Origin of the sequence: Streptosporangium sp. CA-115845 (assembly GCF_050943795.1) — a bacterium.
Classification (GTDB): Bacteria; Actinomycetota; Actinomycetes; order Streptosporangiales; family Streptosporangiaceae; genus Streptosporangium.
The window spans coordinates 7,657,968-7,675,711 of sequence record NZ_CP191988.1; the positions used below are offsets into that span (position 1 = coordinate 7,657,968).

The 17,744-nt window shown below is 64.3% G+C and carries 14 protein-coding genes and 1 tRNA gene; 4 read left to right on the plus strand and 11 right to left on the minus strand.

What is annotated here, in order from left to right; all coding sequences use genetic code 11:
* Positions 1–52 precede the first annotated feature (52 nt).
* The 4 genes from ACQP0P_RS36770 to ACQP0P_RS36785 are packed head-to-tail and all read right to left on the minus strand — an operon-like array spanning position 53 to position 1,579.
* Positions 53–190, minus strand: coding sequence for a hypothetical protein (locus ACQP0P_RS36770; protein WP_433364340.1), 138 nt, complete (start codon positions 188–190; stop codon positions 53–55).
* Positions 187–1,023 (minus strand): hypothetical protein, encoded by an 837-nt coding sequence (locus ACQP0P_RS36775; RefSeq protein WP_433364343.1) that lies wholly within the window; start codon positions 1,021–1,023, stop codon positions 187–189. The genes ACQP0P_RS36770 and ACQP0P_RS36775 overlap by 4 nt, the downstream gene beginning before the upstream one ends.
* The gene (locus ACQP0P_RS36780; protein ID WP_433364346.1) at positions 1,020–1,292 is read right to left on the minus strand and encodes a hypothetical protein; all 273 of its coding nucleotides are present in this window, start codon (positions 1,290–1,292) and stop codon (positions 1,020–1,022) included. The genes ACQP0P_RS36775 and ACQP0P_RS36780 overlap by 4 nt, the downstream gene beginning before the upstream one ends.
* Positions 1,289–1,579 (minus strand): helix-turn-helix domain-containing protein, encoded by a 291-nt coding sequence (locus ACQP0P_RS36785; RefSeq protein ID WP_433364349.1) that lies wholly within the window; start codon positions 1,577–1,579, stop codon positions 1,289–1,291. The genes ACQP0P_RS36780 and ACQP0P_RS36785 overlap by 4 nt, the downstream gene beginning before the upstream one ends.
* 179 nt (positions 1,580–1,758) lie before the next feature.
* On the opposite strand from ACQP0P_RS36785, the gene ACQP0P_RS36790 reads away from it, so the two are divergent.
* Positions 1,759–2,433, plus strand: a complete 675-nt coding sequence (locus tag ACQP0P_RS36790; RefSeq protein ID WP_433364352.1) for a helix-turn-helix domain-containing protein — start codon at positions 1,759–1,761, stop codon at positions 2,431–2,433.
* Positions 2,434–2,435: 2 nt separating this feature from the next.
* Here the strand turns inward: ACQP0P_RS36790 and ACQP0P_RS36795 are convergent, their stop codons facing one another.
* Both ACQP0P_RS36795 and ACQP0P_RS36800 read right to left on the minus strand, forming a co-directional pair.
* A complete protein-coding gene (locus ACQP0P_RS36795; RefSeq protein WP_433364355.1) occupies positions 2,436–2,678 on the minus strand; it encodes a hypothetical protein in 243 nt (80 codons plus the stop codon).
* Positions 2,679–3,035: 357 nt separating this feature from the next.
* Positions 3,036–3,914 (minus strand): tyrosine-type recombinase/integrase, encoded by an 879-nt coding sequence (locus ACQP0P_RS36800; protein ID WP_433364358.1) that lies wholly within the window; start codon positions 3,912–3,914, stop codon positions 3,036–3,038.
* Between the two features lie 199 nt (positions 3,915–4,113).
* Here ACQP0P_RS36800 and ACQP0P_RS36805 point away from each other — a divergent pair.
* Positions 4,114–4,187: transfer RNA gene (locus ACQP0P_RS36805), tRNA-Arg, on the plus strand.
* 246 nt (positions 4,188–4,433) lie between these two features.
* On the opposite strand, the gene ACQP0P_RS36810 is transcribed toward ACQP0P_RS36805, so the two are convergent.
* Genes ACQP0P_RS36810 through ACQP0P_RS36820 form a run of 3 tightly spaced genes read right to left on the minus strand, consistent with a single transcriptional unit; the run spans position 4,434 to position 6,438 of the window.
* The gene (locus ACQP0P_RS36810) at positions 4,434–5,816 is read right to left on the minus strand and encodes a tyrosine-type recombinase/integrase (RefSeq protein WP_433364361.1); all 1,383 of its coding nucleotides are present in this window, start codon (positions 5,814–5,816) and stop codon (positions 4,434–4,436) included.
* Positions 5,813–5,983 carry a helix-turn-helix transcriptional regulator gene (locus tag ACQP0P_RS36815; protein WP_433382292.1) on the minus strand — a complete coding sequence of 57 codons (171 nt, stop codon included), beginning with the start codon at positions 5,981–5,983 and terminating at the stop codon, positions 5,813–5,815. The genes ACQP0P_RS36810 and ACQP0P_RS36815 overlap by 4 nt, the downstream gene beginning before the upstream one ends.
* Before the next feature lie 23 nt (positions 5,984–6,006).
* Positions 6,007–6,438: a replication initiator gene (locus ACQP0P_RS36820; RefSeq protein WP_433364364.1), complete on the minus strand. Its 432-nt coding sequence runs from the start codon at positions 6,436–6,438 to the stop codon at positions 6,007–6,009.
* A 90-nt stretch (positions 6,439–6,528) separates the two neighbouring features.
* Between ACQP0P_RS36820 and ACQP0P_RS36825 the strand changes: the two genes are divergently transcribed.
* Positions 6,529–7,797 (plus strand): IS256 family transposase, encoded by a 1,269-nt coding sequence (locus ACQP0P_RS36825; protein WP_433382295.1) that lies wholly within the window; start codon positions 6,529–6,531, stop codon positions 7,795–7,797.
* 77 nt (positions 7,798–7,874) lie between these two features.
* On the opposite strand, the gene ACQP0P_RS36830 is transcribed toward ACQP0P_RS36825, so the two are convergent.
* A complete protein-coding gene (locus ACQP0P_RS36830) occupies positions 7,875–11,615 on the minus strand; it encodes a hypothetical protein (RefSeq protein WP_433364367.1) in 3,741 nt (1,246 codons plus the stop codon).
* A 1,344-nt stretch (positions 11,616–12,959) separates the two neighbouring features.
* Entirely contained in the window at positions 12,960–16,499 is a 3,540-nt protein-coding gene (locus ACQP0P_RS36835; protein ID WP_433364369.1) for an NACHT domain-containing protein, read from the minus strand.
* Between the two features lie 122 nt (positions 16,500–16,621).
* Here ACQP0P_RS36835 and ACQP0P_RS36840 point away from each other — a divergent pair, with 122 nt between their 5' ends.
* Entirely contained in the window at positions 16,622–16,852 is a 231-nt protein-coding gene (locus tag ACQP0P_RS36840) for a hypothetical protein (protein WP_433364372.1), read from the plus strand.
* The last annotated feature ends 892 nt before the right edge of the window (positions 16,853–17,744 follow it).

A 17,744-nucleotide genomic window follows, 5' to 3' on the forward strand; every position in this document is an offset into this window, starting at 1 on the left:
AGCGGGTGGGTCATCAGCGGGCTCCAGCCGTTGCCTCGGCTCGGGGCCCGCACTACGTCAGGGGGTGAGCGGCCTCACGGTCGGCCTCACGGTCCAGCGCGGCCAGCTCGCCGGCGCGGGCGAACAAGCCGATGACCAAGTACGCGGCGCCGTGCTCCTGCATCTCACGGGGGCTCAGTGGGGCGTTCACGCGTCAACTCCGAACAGGGTGTGCTCGGGCGTCGGCGCGTACTTCGAGGCGTACCAGCGGTCCCAGACCTCTTCGAAGATCGAAAGGTCACGCTGAGTCCACGCGAGTGTGTTCCGGATGCTGCCGTTCGGAGTCTCTGTCGGCCGCTTGCCCGGCTTCTCGCCGTGCTCCGCCTCATACAGGGACGCAGCCCGCTTGCCGAACATCGACTGAACAGACGTGACCTCGTCCTTCTTTAGCCTCTTGCCCTTCAGGAAGTCCGGGACGTACAGAGGGACATCGTCGGGGTCGATCTCCGGCTCCTTGCCGAGGCCGATCGCTGTCTGAATGCGGATGTTTGTCCGCTGCCACTGAGGGTCGAGGTAGCCTTCGCCGGCCTTCAGGAGTTCCACCCGGGCCTGAGCGAGGCGCACGCGGTCGATCGCGTCGGCCCGCTGGTCGTGGGTGGCGATCTCTTCAAGGTTGAGAAGGTAGGCGCGGACGTCTTGCGCAACCTTGGATTCCTCAAGGAGCTGCCCCACGTTGAGGATCGCACGGCGAGGAAACAGGGCGAACGCCCGGCGCTTTGAGACCGTCAGATTGACGGTCTCAAATTCGCGGAGCCTCGCACCTCGCAGGACCTCGTAGCCGTTCGACTCCAACTCGACCCGGTTGCGTCGGATGACACTCTCGATGGCGTCGACATCTACCTCGTAGTAGTTCGCGACCAGTTCGGTGCTCATGTGGACGCCGTCAGGAAGCAGGGTGAGTGCCTTCACCTTGTCCAGCACGTCGACCCGCCCCGCGTGCTCAGCACGCAGAGACGCCGACTCGATCAGGGCGAGCTCGTTCACTCGGCACCTGCTGAAGCCTTGGCTGCCTTGGCCTGACGCGCCAGCCGCATCCGCTTCTGGTAATAGGCGGTTTTGGCGTTCTCGGCCCGCTTGATCCGCTCGGCGTACGGCATGGCGTTCTCGGGATCGACCTGCTTCAGCCAGTAGCTGATGCTGGCCGGCGACTTCTCGCGGGCTCTCGCGGTCGCGGCGGTGCGGTCGGGCTCGTTGGCCCAGCGGGTGTTCGCGGCGATCTTGGCGATGCTCTTACGCTCGGCGGCAGTGCTCATGCCGACACCTCGCTCTCCGCGAGGCTGGTGGCCTTGGCGTATTCGTCGCCGCTGATGATCGCCGCAAGAGGAATGCGGAGGAGGTCGGCGATCTGGCGGCACAGCTTGGGGTTCGCGCGTTTTCGGCCTGCCATGACGTTGCTCACGTAGCTGTGGCTGCACTTCAGAGCGGCTGCGAGTTCGCCCACTTTCCAGCCGTGCGCCTCGGTGAGCGCTCGGATCGTGGCGCCGACCCGAATGTCTTCGGGGTCTCGCACGTCCTCGGTGTGGAGGGGGTTTGTTGCCATGCCGGAACTCTAGGGAACAATCGGGAACTTAACAAGACCGGAACGGGCATAAACGGAAACTACCGGGCAGTAACTATCGTCAAACTTCCCTGATTAGCCCTGACCTTGCCAGTTGTTCCAGAAGTGTGGCCTTGTCAAGTTCTGGATTGTTCCCTCTCGTTCCCGGATGATGAGGAGTCATGAACCGCCGACCTGACCTCGGCCGCGCCGCTTCGTATGTCGTGGCACGACGCGGAGCTCTGGGCTTCACCCAAGCCGCCCTCGCGGCAGCGGCTGGCGTCGACATCAAGACCATCTACAACCTGGAGTCAGCGAAACGCTGGCCCCAGACGGGCAACAGGAGCGCCATAGAAAGCGCCCTGGGCTGGCAGCAAGGCGACCTCGCTAAGATCGCAAACGGCGGAGAGCCGACTCCGCCTCTTACGCAACAAGCCGGGTTCGAGACGCGGGCAGAGTTCCCGCTCCTCAATATCCGGGCTGGTGACACAGGGACCCTGTCCGAGACAGCAACGATCCGCCGCTATCCCCCATGGTTCGTCCGCGAAGCAGACCGGCGAGGAGTCAGGGCCGAGGAACTCGACGACGCGGTGGAGACGCTACGCCGGATGGCCGACGACTCTGGCCGCACCCTTGGGAGTCTGCTCGTCTATGTCGGCATGGCGACAGAGGACGATCTCGTCGTCAAAGAGCGCCCCACTCCTCAACCAAGGAGCGAAGCACTCTCCGAATACGACGATGGCGTCAGTGAGAACGTGTCATCCCCTCACCTCACACCTCGCCAGCGGGAGAAAGCACGCGCTGACGCGGAAAGGAGGCGACGGCAAAGCCTTGGGGAGATCACTGAGGACAGGTAACCCTAATTGTGGTCTTGGGCGGTGCTTTCGTATCGCACCCTTGCGTAGCGCTGCTTGTCGCGAGCCTCTGCCTCCTCCCAGAGTGCCTTGGTGAGCCGAGCTTCCCTGATCTTGTTTCGGGCCACGGCGGCGGCGAGATGGTCGGCGCTGAGGATCCATACTCCAATGGCGCATACGGTGACCAGCATCGTCACCATGGCGGTCGTCAGGTAGATTTTCATGTGGATGTCGTTCAGCGCAGTCATCGCCGTGGCCCCCCAGAGCGCCCCCGCGCATCCGGTGAGGGCCCATCGCGTGCGTCGTGCCATTGCGTTCCCTCCATCGGCCACCCCCGGAGGTGGCCGCTGCAGCGTTGCTTCCCGAGGCGTTTGCGGCAGTGCGGACCACTGTATGTGACAGTGGAATGTTGCGGAATAGGTGCGATGTTTTAGCACTCTTGCGCGGATACTAGGCGCAACCAGCATCGATAAGCGTTCTCACTGTACGTAGTTGAAAAAGTGATCAATGCGCTAATCGGTGACCGATATGCCCGAAACTCGCAGCTTCAGGTAAGGTGAATGTATCTCCGGAGATACATTTGCAAAAAAGACCTAACCCGGCCCTTAGATTCGGTCCCCCGGCGACAGGCGCGCATGGGCGGAACGCGCCCTCCTGTCTGCGGCTGCTCGCCCATATCTCAGCACCATCGCATACGACTCCCACCCGGCGATCCTCATGAGATCGCCAGCGTCGCCACCATTTTCCAGCCAGTCATCGGCCATTGTGTGCCTGAACCGGTGGGGGTGAACGTTGGGCACCTGCGCCTGCATGCCACGACGTTTGAGCATCTGCTGAATTCCGGACTTCTTTAACTGCCCCTTTTTGCCAAGCCACAACCATTCACAGTCGGCGTCGGGATGACGGGCGCGTACACGGATATAACGATCCAGTTCCCGGGCGGCCTTCTTGCCGATAGGGACAAAGACGACATCTCCCCCCTTCTTTCGGATCCTCAGCAGCTTCTTGGACAGCATGACGTCGGAGTCCTCCGGGTCGCTGCTGTAGCGCAGCCCCGCCATGCCCTCCACACGGATACCGATGTCCATGAAGATCCGAATAATCGCAGTGTCGCGGCGGTCGGGCAGACTTGCGCCGGCGCAGACCTTCAGCAGCGCCCGCAGGTCCTCGTCCGAGAACGTCTCAGTGGGAACGTCGGGGACGGTGGGGCGGATGACGTTGGCCATGGGGTGTGGGCCCTTGCGCTCCCCTTCCTTGATCAGCCAGCCGAAGTACGCCTTGAGATTCCGGTAGTGCTTGTCGGCGTTGCCGGGGCTGTTCTTGCGGACACCACACGGGCAAGGGGTGTTCCTGTCGTCGTCGGCCCAGCAGCCTTGCAGGCAGGCCACGAGGAAGGCGCGGATGTGCTCGGCTTTCATGGCTTCGACGCGGTCGGGCAACTCGTGGTGATCGAGGTAGGCGCAGAACTGGCGGCAAGTCGCCATGTAGGAGACGATCGTGTGGTTGGACCGGTTGGCGGATTCCAGGGCGAGAGTCCACGAAGCGAGTAGGGATCGGAGTCGCGGTGATCTATCCTGTCTCTTGGCGGGGGGCATGCAGCGGATACTATGCTCTATCCAATGCATGCACACGTGGTACCTTCTTGGTGGTTTCAAGAAAGTACAGCTCAAAGCCCTAAAGTAGGCACCCTTAGCTCAGCTGGATAGAGCACCGGACTTCTAATCCGACGGTCGCAGGTTCGAATCCTGCAGGGTGCGCAGCCAAGACCAGGTCATCTAGCCGTTGACCTGGTCTTTTGCTTGTCCGTGGCCCGTGCCCCTCAGGCAGCCGCAGGTAGCCGGAAGCAGCCGCATGCCACCGCTCGCGGAACATACGCGGAATGGACCCGGCCCTGTTTTCCCAGGTGGGACCGGGAGTTTCGGAGCTTCGCGGACCGATTCCGGGGCCGGAACGACGAAGGACCCCGAGGTGTCCCGGGGTCCCGTCGTGGTACGTGGTCGGCCTCACCTGATGAGTGCGGCCAGGATGCGCTGGTTGGCCACCTCGCGTTGGCCGTCGATGCATTTGGCGTAGACCCTCAGCATCACGTCCACCCCGTGACCGGCCCTCTCCGCCGCTTCCGGCGCATGCACCCCGGCATTCAGCCAGAGGGAGACCGCCGCGTGCCGCAGGTCGTACGGCCTGCCCGCCAGGGGTGAGGCGACCTGGTCGGGGGTGAAGGCGTACGTCCGGGCCTCCTTCCACACCTTGGCGTACGCCGACCCGGAGATCAGCCCGCCTGTACGGGTCCGGAAGAGCCGGCCATCGGCGGCGACGCCATGACGGTCGATGTGATCACGCAGGATGGCCACCAGCTCCGGCGGGATCGGCACCGGCCGCGTCTCCTTCTCGGCCCGGTGCTTGAGACCACGATCGTCATGGGTCTCCCCCGAGTCGGTGAACCGCTTGTTGCTCTGCGGCTTGGTCTTCTCCAGCGTGAGCACTCCCCAGCCGGACGCCGGAAGGTGACAGTCCTTCTTCCGGAGCCCCGCGGCCTCCCCCGGACGCAGGCCACCGAAGTACATGCAGGCGAACAGCGCCGCGAGCATCGGCCCCCGGGACCGGCCCACATAGGTCACCGCGATCAGCAGCTCACGGGCCTGAGCCGGGTTGACCACCGAACGCCGATCGATCTCACCCCCGGACTTCGCCTTACGGAGCTTGACCTTGTGCAGCGGATTCGCCGGAAGCTCCTCCAACTCGACCGCGTACTCAAGCACGTGATGGAAGACCGCCCGCTTGCGCCGGTAGGTCGAGACGGCCGCCGCCTTGCCGTTCAGCATCAGCGCCAGGGCCTCCAGAGCCGCCCACGTGTTCCTGGCCTCCTCCAGGGCCTTCAGAAGCAGCGAGGCCGCCTCCAACCACCGCACAGCGCGAGCGATCTCCGGCGAGGGAACCGGGCGACGCTCCTCCGGAAGGAAGGAGAACTCGCGCAGCGCCCGCCGGATGATCTCGTCGTCAGGTCGGCCGGGCAGATCTTTCATGAGCACGCGAGTGACATTGGCCAGCGCATCGGTCATGCCCTCACGGGACTTGGCCGCCGCGTGGGGCCACCAGGCGTGCACATAGGCCACGGCGAAGTCGTACCAGGTGCGCGCGTCCTTCGCCTCAGCCATCGACGTCGGCAGACCACTCGCCAGGTCGAAGGACTCACCGTTCTTGGCCGCCTGCCGTAGCTGCAACAGGAAGCTCTCGGCCAGTCCCTTGGTCTTGAAGGTCGCGGACTTCTCCCGGTTGCCCACGGTCCAGCGGACGGTATGCGAGACGATGCGCGGCTTCTTGCCCTGCCCCTGGGACTTCGTGTTGGTCCGGATGTCCCAGAACTTGACCTTGTACGAGGTGCTCACGCCGCCTCCCGGAGGGTTTCAAGCCAGGCCTCGAACTCGCTGCGGTAGAGGCGGATCTCGTCGTTGGGCAGTCGCAGACCACGGGGGAACTTGCCGATCTCCCGCCAGCGGTAGAGGGTCCGGGCGGAGACTCCGCCGAGCTTGTCGAGGATCTCGGGGACGGTCATGAGCTTGTCGTCGTCCTTCTTCTTCACGCCGCCTCCCTGATTGCCGAAAGATCTTGTCCGGTCGCTTTCTCTCGGAGTGTGAGCAGGGTTGCTCGCCAGCGCTGGCGTTCGGCGACCATACGCAGCAGCCGCAGGGCCAGGGAGGGGATATCGCCGTCGCCGGCCGGGACGGGCTTCCAGACGTAGCGGTGCGGGTCGAGGACCTCGTCGGCCAGGCCGAGGGCTTCCATGACCCAGGTACGGCGGTCGCGCTTGTGCTCGGACAGGGTCTTGTTGGACCACTTACGGGAGACCAGGACACGACGGCCCGCATAGCCGAGGTGTTCGGGCTTATGCGCCTTGCCCCGGCACCGGCCCGGGATCATGCCCTGCTTGGCGCCCTTGGGCTGGACTCCGTAGCGCAGCCAGTTCGGGCAGGCCGGGGAACAGGGTTCGTAGCGCAGCGCTTCGACCATGCGGGCACGTGCGGGACTGTACGGTTTTCGGTGTAACTCCTGATCAAGGAGATACACCTGATGAGTACTGTGATTCAGGCATCCGCAGACATGGACCTGGAGGAAGCCGCGGTGACGCGGAAAGACAAGGCGTCGGATCGCGAGCTGGTCGGCCGGCTGGTCGACCAGGCCCGCGCCGAGGGCCTGGACCTGGTGGGCGAGAACGGGCTGCTGGGCCGGCTGACGAAGCTGGTGCTGGAATCGGCGCTGGAAGGCGAGATCACCGATCACCTCGGCTATGACAAGCACGAGCGGGCCGGCAGTCAGACGGGCAACTCCCGCAACGGCACTCGGTCCAAGACCGTGCTGACCGATGTCGGGCCGGTGGAGATCACCGTTCCACGAGACCGGGACGGCAGCTTCGAGCCGAAGATCGTGCGCAAGCGGCAGCGGCGGCTCTCAGGCGTCGACGAGATGGTCATCTCGCCGGCCGCCAAGGGGCTGACCACCGGGGAGATCTCCGCGCATCTGGCCGAGGTCTACGGCGCCGAGGTCTCCAGGCAGACCATCTCCACCATCACCGACAAGGTCTTGGAGGGGATGGCCGAGTGGCAGAACCGGCCACTCGATGCCGTCTATCCGGTGATCTTCATCGATGCGATCCACGTGAAGATCCGTGACGGCCAGGTCGCCGACAGGCCCGTCTACGTGGCGTTGGCGGTCACCGTCGACGGCGAGCGCGACATCCTCGGTTTGTGGGCCGGGGAGGGCGGTGAGGGTGCGAAATTCTGGCTGCACGTGCTCACCGAGATCAAGAATCGCGGCGCCGGCGATGCGCTGATGGTGGTCTGCGACGGGCTTAAGGGCCTGCCGCAGGCGATCGAGCAGGTCTGGCCCCGGGCTGTCGTGCAGACCTGTGTGGTGCACCTGCTGCGAGCCTCCTTCCGTTACGCCGCCCGCCGGCACTGGGACGCGATCGCCAAGGCGCTGCGGCCGATCTACACCGCCCCGACCGAGGCCGCCGCTTTGGAGCGGTTCTATGAGTTCGCCGAGACCTGGGGCGGGCGTTATCCGGCGATCGTCAAGCTGTGGGAGGACGCCTGGGCCGAGTTCGTGCCCTTCCTCAACTTCGACGCCGAGATCCGCCGGGTGATCTGCTCCACCAACGCGATCGAGTCGGTCAACGCCCGGATCCGCCGCGCGGTCAAGGCACGCGGCCACTTCCCGAACGAGCAGGCCGCGCTCAAGTGCGTCTACATGGCGATCATGAGCCTGGACCCGACCGGGAAGGGCCGCAAGCGCTGGGTCAACCGGTGGAAGGCCGCGCTCAACGCCTTCGCGATCACCTTCGAAGGCCGTCTGACCCCGACCTCCCGATAGAACCAATCAAAACTGAGTTACACCGTTAACTGGACACACCCGCACAGCGACACCTCAGATGTTAGAACGAGCAAACCTTAATCTCTGTCCTGGAACATCTGGGCAAGTTCGAGGACCGCTGATGGTTCGATACTGGCAAAGCTCACAAGTAGTGCGGTGAACCGGACCTTTGTCAGTCCCCATGCGATTAGCCGGCGAGATCTCTCTTCATTGGCATAGCTGACGATCGAGGCAATGGCCTTGGCTTGGGAATTTGGATGAGTGATGGAGCGGGTGAGAGTCTCGGCGTGGTCAAGGTGGCCTGCGGTGGCCAGCGCGGTGACTAGCGCGATCAGCACCTCAGCTTGGGAGTCTGGGTCGGTGATGGTGCGGGCGAGGGTTTCGGCTTCGCGTGCGACGTACTGGACGTGATTGGAGTGGCCTGCGGTGACTAGAGCAGTGACCAACTGCGTCAGAACCTGAGCTTGGGAGTACGGGTCGGTGATGGTGCGGGCGAGGGTTTCGGCTTCGCGTGCGACGCGTTGAGCGTGGTCGAGGTGGCTTGCGGCGACCAGAGCGGTGACTAGGTCAATTAGTGCCCTGGCTTGGAAGTACGGGTGAGTGATGGCGCGGGCGAGGGTTTCGGCCTCACGTGCGACGCGTTGAGCGTGGTCGAGGTGGCTTGCGGCGACCAGAGCGGTGACTAGGTCAATTAGTGCCCTGGCTTGGGAGTACGGGTGAGTGATGGCGCGGGCGAGGGTTTCGGCTTCGCGTGCGACGCGTTGAGCATGATCGGGGAGGCCCACGGTGATCAGCTGGATCATGGCCCGGACTTGGGAGTACGGGTCGGTGATGGAGTGGGTGAGAGTTTCGGCGTGGTCGAGGTGGCCTGCGGTGGCCAGCGCGGTGACTAGCGCGATCAGCGCCTCGGCTTGGGAGTCCGGGTCGGTGATGGAACGAGCGATGATTTCGGCGTGGTCGAGGTGGCCTGCGGTGGCCAGCGCGGTGACTAGCGCGATCAGCGCCTCGGCTTGGGAGTCCGGGTCGGTGATGGAACGAGCGATGATTTCGGCGTGGTCGAGGTGGCCTGCGGTGGCCAGCGCGGTGACTAGCGCGATCAGCGCCTCGGCTTGGGAGTCCGGGTCGGTGATGGAACGAGCAAAGGTTTCGGCCTCATCGAGGTGGCCTGCGGTGGCCAGCGCGGTGGCCAACTGGGTCAGTGCCTCGGCTCGGAGGTACGGATCGGTGATGGTGCGAGCGAGGGTTTCGGCTTCGTGTGCGAGGTGCTGGGCGTGGTCGAGATGGCCTGTGGTGGCCAGCGCAGTAACCAACTGGGTAAGGGCTTGGGATTGGGATTGGGCGTCTAGGTAGATGGCGGAGCGCGCGAGGGTTTCAGCATGGTCGAGGTGGCCTGCGGTGACTAGGGCGGTGACCAGGTTGATCAGTGCCGTGGCTCGGGAACCGGGATGGTTGATATAGCGGATAAGGCTTTCGGCCTCGTACGCGACGAGTTGGGCGTAGTTGAGGTGGCCTGCGGTGACTAGAGCGGTGACCAGGCCGATCAGTGCTCTGGCTTGGTGGTCCGGGTCAGTGATGGTTAGGGCGAGGGTTTCAGCATGAGAGAAGTGACCTACGGTGGCCAAAGCGTTAACCAACTGCATCAACGCTCGGGCTTGGGATTCCAGAGGGGTAATAGTGCGGATGAGAGCTTCGACTTTGTGTGTGATGCGTTGGGCGTGATCGGCGTGGCCTGCGCTGGTTAGCGCGGTGACCAGGTCGATCAGCGCCTCGACTTGATAGCGCGGATCAGTGATAGCGCGGGCGAGGGTTTCGGTCTCGCGTGCGACGCGTTGGGCGTGGTTGGGGTGGCCTGCGGTGGCCAGCGCAGTAACCAGCTGAGTCAGAGCTTGGGTTTGGTAATACGGGTGAGTTATGGAGTGGGCAACAGTTTCGACCTTGTACGCCACTTCGACCACGCGTTGGGCGTGGTTGGGGTGGCCTGCGGTGGCCAGCGCAGTAACCAGTTGGGTCAGAGCTTGGGCTCGGGAGCTCGTTTCGGTGATGGAGTTGGCGAGAGTTTCCGCCTCGCGTGCGATGCGTTCGGCGTGGCCGACGTGGCCTGCGGTAGCCCGGGCGGCGACCAGGCCGATCAGTATCTGGGCACGGGAGCTCGTTTCGGTGATGGAGTTGGCGAGAGTTTCCGCCTCGCGTGCGATGCGTTCGGCGTGGTCGACGTGGCCTGCGGTAGCCAGCACAGTGAACAGTGCGGTCAGCGCCCCAGTTTGATAGTTCGGGTCGGTGATGGAGCTAGTAAGGATTTCTGCTTTGTGTGCGATGCGTTGGGCGTGGTTGGGGTGGCCGGCGGTGGCCAGCGCGGTAACCAGCCCGGTCAGAGCTTGGGTTTGGTAGTACGAATCGGTGATGGAGCTGGCGAGGGTTTCGGCATAGGCGAGGTGGCCTGCGACAGCCAGAGCGGTGACCAACTGAGCCAGGACCTTGGCTTGGGAATTCGGGTCAGTGATGGAGCGAGCGAGTGCTTCGGCACGAATCGTGTTGCCGAGGCTGACCCAGGCTGCGGGCAGACCGATTGGGACGTTTGCGTTGCGATCACCAAGATGGTCACGCACACGGGCCAGAAGCAACATCGTTTGTAAGTCGGGCACGGTCTGTTCGCAAATAATGCTCTGACAAGCAAGGATTTCGGCCAGCGCCGCGGCATCCCCACCACTAAGGTCAAGCATTCGATCAAGTCGGACCTGATCAATCGCACACGCCACCATACGTTCTAGATCATGGTTCGCCTGGAGGAGCCGAAAGTACCCTCGTAACAAATATTCGGGTGTTCCCGCTGGCCAGCCCTGGTCGCGATATCGATCAGCCCACATATGGATCTTGTCTTGGTACTCAGCCACGGCTTTTGCGCTGAATGCCTTCAGCGCAGCAACGCTGAGCTCTTCATGGGCCAAGACAAATACCTTGGCGCCATCCCGAGGCCGCCAGGTGCTGTCCCTGCTACTGAACGAGCGGCCAGAAACCGCTCGCAACTGTTTGCTTATCGCATCAGTAGACGACCCAGATAATTCGGCTAGATCATCACTGCTCAACCCTCCGCCAGCAGTAACGATCAAACCGAGCAGGTCACGCTCAGCTTGGCTGCCGTACAGTAAATGATTCAACTCCTGCTCGGCATCATCCCGAACCGTTTGAGCCGCAGGCGACGGACTTAAGTGGCGGACGATTTTTCGATCTCGCAAAGGATGTCGTCCCGGCACATCTGGGGGCACGGGGGGATTCGGTCGCCCCGCCGCTACCACTCGCATCCCATCTGGCAGCACCGCGGGCAGCAGCGCCGCAATACTGTGCGTACCCGGCCCGACCTTCACTCCTTGGTCCTCATCGAGCCCGTCTACTACTAAAACCAGACGCTCGCCAGCCTTGCGGCATGAAGACGCTGCTTCCTTTAATAACCGGCCGAACCAGCCCCGCTGTGTCGCTTCCGTCAACAACGCGGGCATTGGCTGGCCTAACAGCGTGGCCAATTGCTCGATCACAACGTCTAGGAATGCCGTTCGGTCACTTTGTCCGGCATAGCGAGCGGTGATGAAAAATGACACCACGCGCACCCCTGGCGGAGGGTTGAGCACGAACGTCGCCATCAATGCCGACTTCCCTGCCCAAGCTGGTCCCTGCCACCACACATAGCCGTCTGCATGCTCATCGGTGCAGAACACGGCCAGCTCGTCTAATTCTTCCTCGCGCCCGACCAGCCGCCACGGGAAGATCTGCTCGACCTGCTCGCGATAGGCAGATTGCGCCACAGGCGTGCTAAAAAGGTACACATCCCCATGGTGGCTTCCAGTATTGGCATAACTGCCAGGTCCACCCGTAGCATCACCGGTATCACGAACAGTGCTCTTTATTCGAGGATCACGCCTCATTGGCTCCCCCGATCACTACACCAACAGAGAACGGATCATCAATCGAGCTGTACGCCGGTGTTGGCGTCGCCCCCGGAGGCATCGGCGTCTCCTGTCCGCTCCACTCGCACTTGATCAGGAGCTGCCCCAGGTCCCGACAAGCCCGTGTTGGCCCGGCCCTGACCATGAGTTGTAGCCCGCCCCGTATCCGCGATGTGTATGCTCTTGCCGCTTGAAGCCATCGGCCAGGCAGCCCACACCGCTACTCCGAGCGCGGCCACTCCGGCCAGCGCCGATATGGCAGAGCCGGCCTTGTCTGCCGCATCCCATCCCAGGCCTGCGAGCACCGTCGCTAGAACAGCCACCGCTACAGCCGTCCCCACCAACACCCACCGTCGTGCCGTCATAGCAGGGATTGTCCGCGTTAACGATGAGCAATCGACGCGAAATCAGGAAACAATTCCCTACCAAACAGCCCGTAGAGCTCCACTTTCACTGCTACGGCTGCTGCGGCTTCTGGCTTCTCGGCCTGGCGGTCTCGCGTTGCGAGTCGACTTGCCGTTGGACGACAGTGACCGGCCGCGAGATCGAGATGGACAGGGTGGTGTCGCTCGGAGAACTTGCCTAGAGGACATCCCTGCACTTCAAGTGCATATGGTGGCCGAGAAGCAACCACTCTCATGTGGGTGTCCTTAGACCATTGCCGAATTGTTCTTGTAGGTATCAAGCGGCGGCGCGGCGCGCCGCCGTACCTCCGGCCCTCCGCCCGCCCGCCGTCCAGGCGTGCGGCCTGGGGGCCGGTCCCGGACGGCAGCGGGACACCGGGCCGGGCACCGCACGCTGGCCCTGCCGTACCGACCCAACACATCGGCCAGGGTTGCCACGCCGCCGCACACATGCAGCCCTTACGATCGCCACGGCATGGTCCGTCGCCGTATGTGCGTAGGGGCGATCGACGATCCAGGGTTCGTTCCTCACCCTGGCTCAGCGAGCAACCTCGCTGGTCGTCTCACGCTTATAGGAGCATCGGTGTCGCTCAGGGTATCGAGGCGGCATGGAGGGAGTGCAGATGAGCCCCCGACTCGGCGGGACTCCCTCATGACGGCGGAGGCCATCATGGGCGCGCATGGATGAACAGTGCCTGGGGCGAGAACACACATACGTAACGACCAAGGGTCGATCTTAAGCGTTCCTGTCCAGATGGCTTGCGCCGGGCAAAGCCATCGGTGGAGGCATGGAGAGCAAGAGCGGCCCTCAGCAAGTTGACTAGCCGCGTGCGGGCGAGCTGGCGAGCCAGGACATCATACGTTCCAGGCGGCGGCGCTGGTGGGCCGCCTGTTTGGGGCCGGATTCCAGCGCCTCGCGGACGAGCTCCATCACCCCCTTGTATGTCAGAACCTGGGCGATGTCCTCGAGCAGTTTGACCACAATGTTGTCCGACGCACGGCCCCGTACGCTTAGGAGATGCCGCCAGACGGCCCTGGCGGCGTCGTCCTCGCCGCTGGCCGCGAGGATCTGGGCCATGCGGCGCTGCTGCGAGAACGTCAGCGCAGGGTGGCGGCAGATCCCTTCGATGACCACAGTCATCCGGTCATGGCCCCCGTACGTGGCGATCACACCGAGAGCGGTCTGGACGTGGAAGCTCTCGACTTCGGGAAGGACAAGCACCCGTTCGGCGATCCGCAGGCTCAGTTCGTCGAGGTCCGGCATGCCGTCGTCATCCAAGGCCTCGATCACACCGGCTCCCCAGGCGCTGGTGCTCATGCCCTCGAGCTGCGCCCGCAGCGTCTCGACCGCGCGCAGCCGATCGATCTTCAGCAGCACGCCCGCCGCGACGTGGCAATCCACGTCTCGTGCCGACGAGCACCGCAGCGTCGACTCCGCCACCCGGAACGCCTCATCAGGTAAGCCGTTGTCCAGCAGGCTCTTCGCGTATTCGGCCCGGTTGAAGGTGTGAAGACGGAGCGCATCGCCGTACCGAGACACGATCACAGCCGCGGCCTCGGGCTCCTGGCCGATGATCGCCAGCGAGATGACTTCCTCGCTGCCGAAAGCCAGCGCATGCTCGCCAGCGAGACGTTCCCGAGCCCATTCCCTGGAGGGATGCTCCACTCCGGCGTCGAGCAGGCACCGAATCAACCGTACCTGACGCCAGAGGTCGCTTCCTGTCTCGTCGTACCAGGAGAGCAGCCGGTGGACGGGTTCGGCCTCGTGCGAGCCACGGATTCTCAACCACAGCTCGGCGGCCTCCCTCTGGACGTGCGTCGCCTTGTCCCGGGCGTCCACGATCGTCTGGGTCAGTTCGGCGGCCTCGTCGAGTGCGTCGGCTTGCTCCAGCGCCAGTGCGATGGCCATGCGGCCAGCGTGATCGCCCCGCGGCCGCGCGTAGCCGAGCCCGACCAACCGGGCTATGGTGGCCGGCGCGGGCGAGGACCCAAGCCAGACAGCGACGGCGCGGCGCACATCGTGCGAATCGGCGAGCGGATCCTCGAGCACGCGCCGCGCGAATCGTTCGGCCTCTTCCGCCGCCCCGAGCACGCCATAAGCCTCCGCGGCTATGGTGTACTCCCAGGCATCGGCGTCCAGCTCGGCGAGGAGATCCTTGAGGCGCTCCCGCACGGCCTGCCTGGTCTGCTCGTCCAGCTGGTTCGCGAGCCGGGCGGCCTTCGGCAGGAGTGTGTAGAGCACTTCCAGCATAGACACGAGCAGGGGCGCGGTGACGGCGGGAGGAGCGATTCTGCTCAGCGCGGACAGAGCATAGAAGCGTGCGTCGACGACCAGTTCCGGAGCCTCGGCAAGCTCCTCGAGAACCGCCCTGGTGCCGAAGCGCCGGTCGAGCACGGCGAGCGCGGTCGCGGCCCTATCGCACATGTCATCGGCGTGGACGCGTACCAAAGCGATGAGTCTTCGGATCACCCTGTCAGCACAGCCAGGCTCGGGCTCCAGCCCTTCTGCGAGAAGTGAGCCAGCCAGCAGTGTGCGCACGTTGGACGGATGGACAAAGATCCGGTCGATGACGGCATCGGGCGAACATCCCGCCCTGGCCGCCCACTGGCAGAGCACGAAGAGCGCCAACGACCGCTGGGCACCATCGCAGGCCCGCCTGATCCAAGTCTCCAGGCCGGTGCCGTCCGTGGGGAGTTCTCCGGCGTAGTCGAAGGAGGCGAGGAACTCGGCGAAGCTCTGGTGGAGGAAGCGCACCTGCTCCCCGGTCACCACCAGCAGGCCGGTGCCCGCGAGCGCGGCGGGAAACTCGCTCTCCCAACCGGGTGGCAGCGGGCCCGGCACGTGCCTGCGCAGCCACGCGCGTCCCGCCGCGACGAGGTCCTTCTCGCCCTCGGCGCGTAACCGGGCCAGTTGGCGGACCAGCTCGTCGACGGAGCTGGTGAGCCAGGCGGGGAAGGCGTCGCCCGCGTGCTGCGGGGCACGGTCGCGCAGCCGTTCCAGGAAGCTCCCGTAGAGGGCCAGGCGGCTCGACGAGGGCGGCAAGGTAGGCTCCAGCGTCGCGTTCGCCAGGGCCATGGTGGCCAGCAGCGGATTGCGAACGAGTTCCTTGAGCTCTCCTTCGTCCACGACCTCGGCGAGGAACCGGTCCGCGGCCGCAGCTGGGTTCTGCGCGCGCGGACACTGCTGGTCGAACCACTTGCGCGTGTAGTCCTCAAGCTCAGGCCGTTCGAACGGCTGTATCTCGAACTCGCCGAGCCGGGCTTCGCGCAGCGGCGCGAATTCCGTCGAGGGCAGTGGACGACTCATGACCACCAGCCGGAAGTCAGACTCCCGGTGGCAGTGCCGGGACAAGGTGCGGATCAGCTCGGCACGGTGGCGCCGATCGGTGATCTCGTCGATGCCGTCCACGAAGATGATCCAGCGGGCGCCCTGTGTACGTCCGACGAACAGTGAGGCTGGCGGGTCGGCGACGAGGACGCCTCCGAGCATGCTCAGGGCGGCGCGGCGCACCCGCTCGCTCCACGACCCGCGCTCTGCGGCGAGCAGGGACGCCGAGACGCGGAGCGGCAGCAGGGGCTCGGTGGTCGGCGCGTCGTGGAAGGACGATCGGCGCACCCACACACCGCACAACGACCGCACCATGTGGCTGGCTAGGGTGGACTTCCCCGCGCCTGCCTCACCGGTGATGAGGAGGTGGTCGTACCGGGCGAGGGCGTCGGATAAAGAGAACACCAGATCCGCTGCCGGCAGGTGCGCCGCGGTGTTCCGTGTCGAACGGGATGGAAGCTCAGCGGTTCCGTCCGGGTGCGGGGAATGGGAGCCGAGGTTGTCCCCGCCGCCGGACGGGGACACCGGCGGCTGCTCCGCGACGTCACTCGGCTGCGGGTCTGGGCGGTGCCGAATCTGTTGCCGAACGTATATGGCGGAGAGCGGCGGCTCCACCAGACCTAGGAGTGAGTAAGGCAGGCAGTTGAGGATGCCGTCCTGCGCCTCCAGGAGGTCGCGCAGCGCAGGAGAAGGCAGCGGGATCTCCTCCCAGGCCGCCGGGTGGGGATGGGTCTTGCGGCGCTCGGCCTCCTCCGCCCGGTCGCGCTGCCGCTTGGCCTCGGCCCACAGTCGGGCGATGTCCTCGGGGTCCTGGCCGAGCCCTTCGGCGAGGGCCCGGACGAGTCGCAGCGGCAGCATGCGTTCCGCGTTGACGGCATCGTACAGAGCCCGCTGGCTCAGGCCTGTTAACTCCGCCGTACGCCGAATGGAACCATGCCCGAACCCGTCGATCGCCTGGACGAACCAGTCGGCGAGCGCCTCGAGCTCCGGGAGCCTCTTGCGCTCAGCCGAGGGCGGTCGTCCTGTTCGCATGGCTCACCCCAGAACGGTCAGCGAGTTTACCGGTGTTTTTCCACGCTAGCCGGAAACTCCGCGGGAAACGCACGCTGAGATCAGTTCAATCACGTTCGAGGGGTACGTCAGGAGAAACTGCCGTGGAAGCGTTATTCGCCGCCCATCCGGCTCTGTGGACCGTCGCGCTGATTGTTAGTGCGCTAACGGGGGCGCTCCGCGGATGGCTCGCCTACCGGACTGCCGTGCGGCGCGAGGAGGAGCACACCCGTCGGGTAGAGCTGGCCGTGCGGCACACCGAGGGGGCCCACCGGGCGGCCGTGGTGCGCGCCGCCAGTCATCTCGCCCCCGTGGTCACCCGCCGACAGCGCTAACGTCATGGTCGGAGAACGCTGTACGGCCCGAGACGAGGCTGTCGAGGATGAAGCCGTTCGACCCGCTGATGGCGGGCTCGATTTCCCTGACGATCCCTCTCCAGCGTTCTCGCCCTTGCCGAACGCGCCACCGGCATCCGCCTGTCTTTTACTCGTTACGCCAGTCCGACTTTGATCGACTCCACCGACCATCTTCCTACCGCTGACGCTTCTCGCTCATGAAGATCCGGAACATACACGGAAGGATCTCTGCCTGTCATGCCCGGTGAGGCATAAAGCTCCACGTCACGGCACCACCCGTCCCGGAGAAAACCTTCCACTTTTAATCCGTAGGTTCTGGGTTCGAGTCCCAGGCGTCCTGCCACTCCCAACCAGGAACTTAAGCTCTACCCTAGGCCTTTACTCTTATTGATCTTGCACCGTCCATGCAGCTGGATGCAGTCATATGCAGCCGTCTGCCAGTGGTCCCGGAATATACGCGGAATGGGACCACTGGCGTTTCCTTAGGTCAGCACGAGCTTTCCGGAGGCTCGCGGAACGATTCCGGGGATGGCGAATCCAACACAACAAAGGACCCCAAGGGGTACCCGGGGTCCTTTGTGTCCTGCCGCCAGGGATGTCGCGCCGTGAGCGCTTCCAAGATCCGCTTGTTGGCCACGCTACATTTCTAGGGAGCATCAATCCATGTAAGGATCCTCGGAATCCCGGCTTGGCCCGCGAAGTTCTAGCGCCGAATCTCCGAGCCGTAGTATGCGCGTATTTGTGTCGACTCACGAAACACTGAGACCTTTAACGCTTATGGGGGAGTCTTTGAGGAGTTCCACCAAAGTCGCCGAACTTGGCCCTGCCCACCATGAGAGTCGGGGGCGCAGGGATATTGGGTTAATGTCTA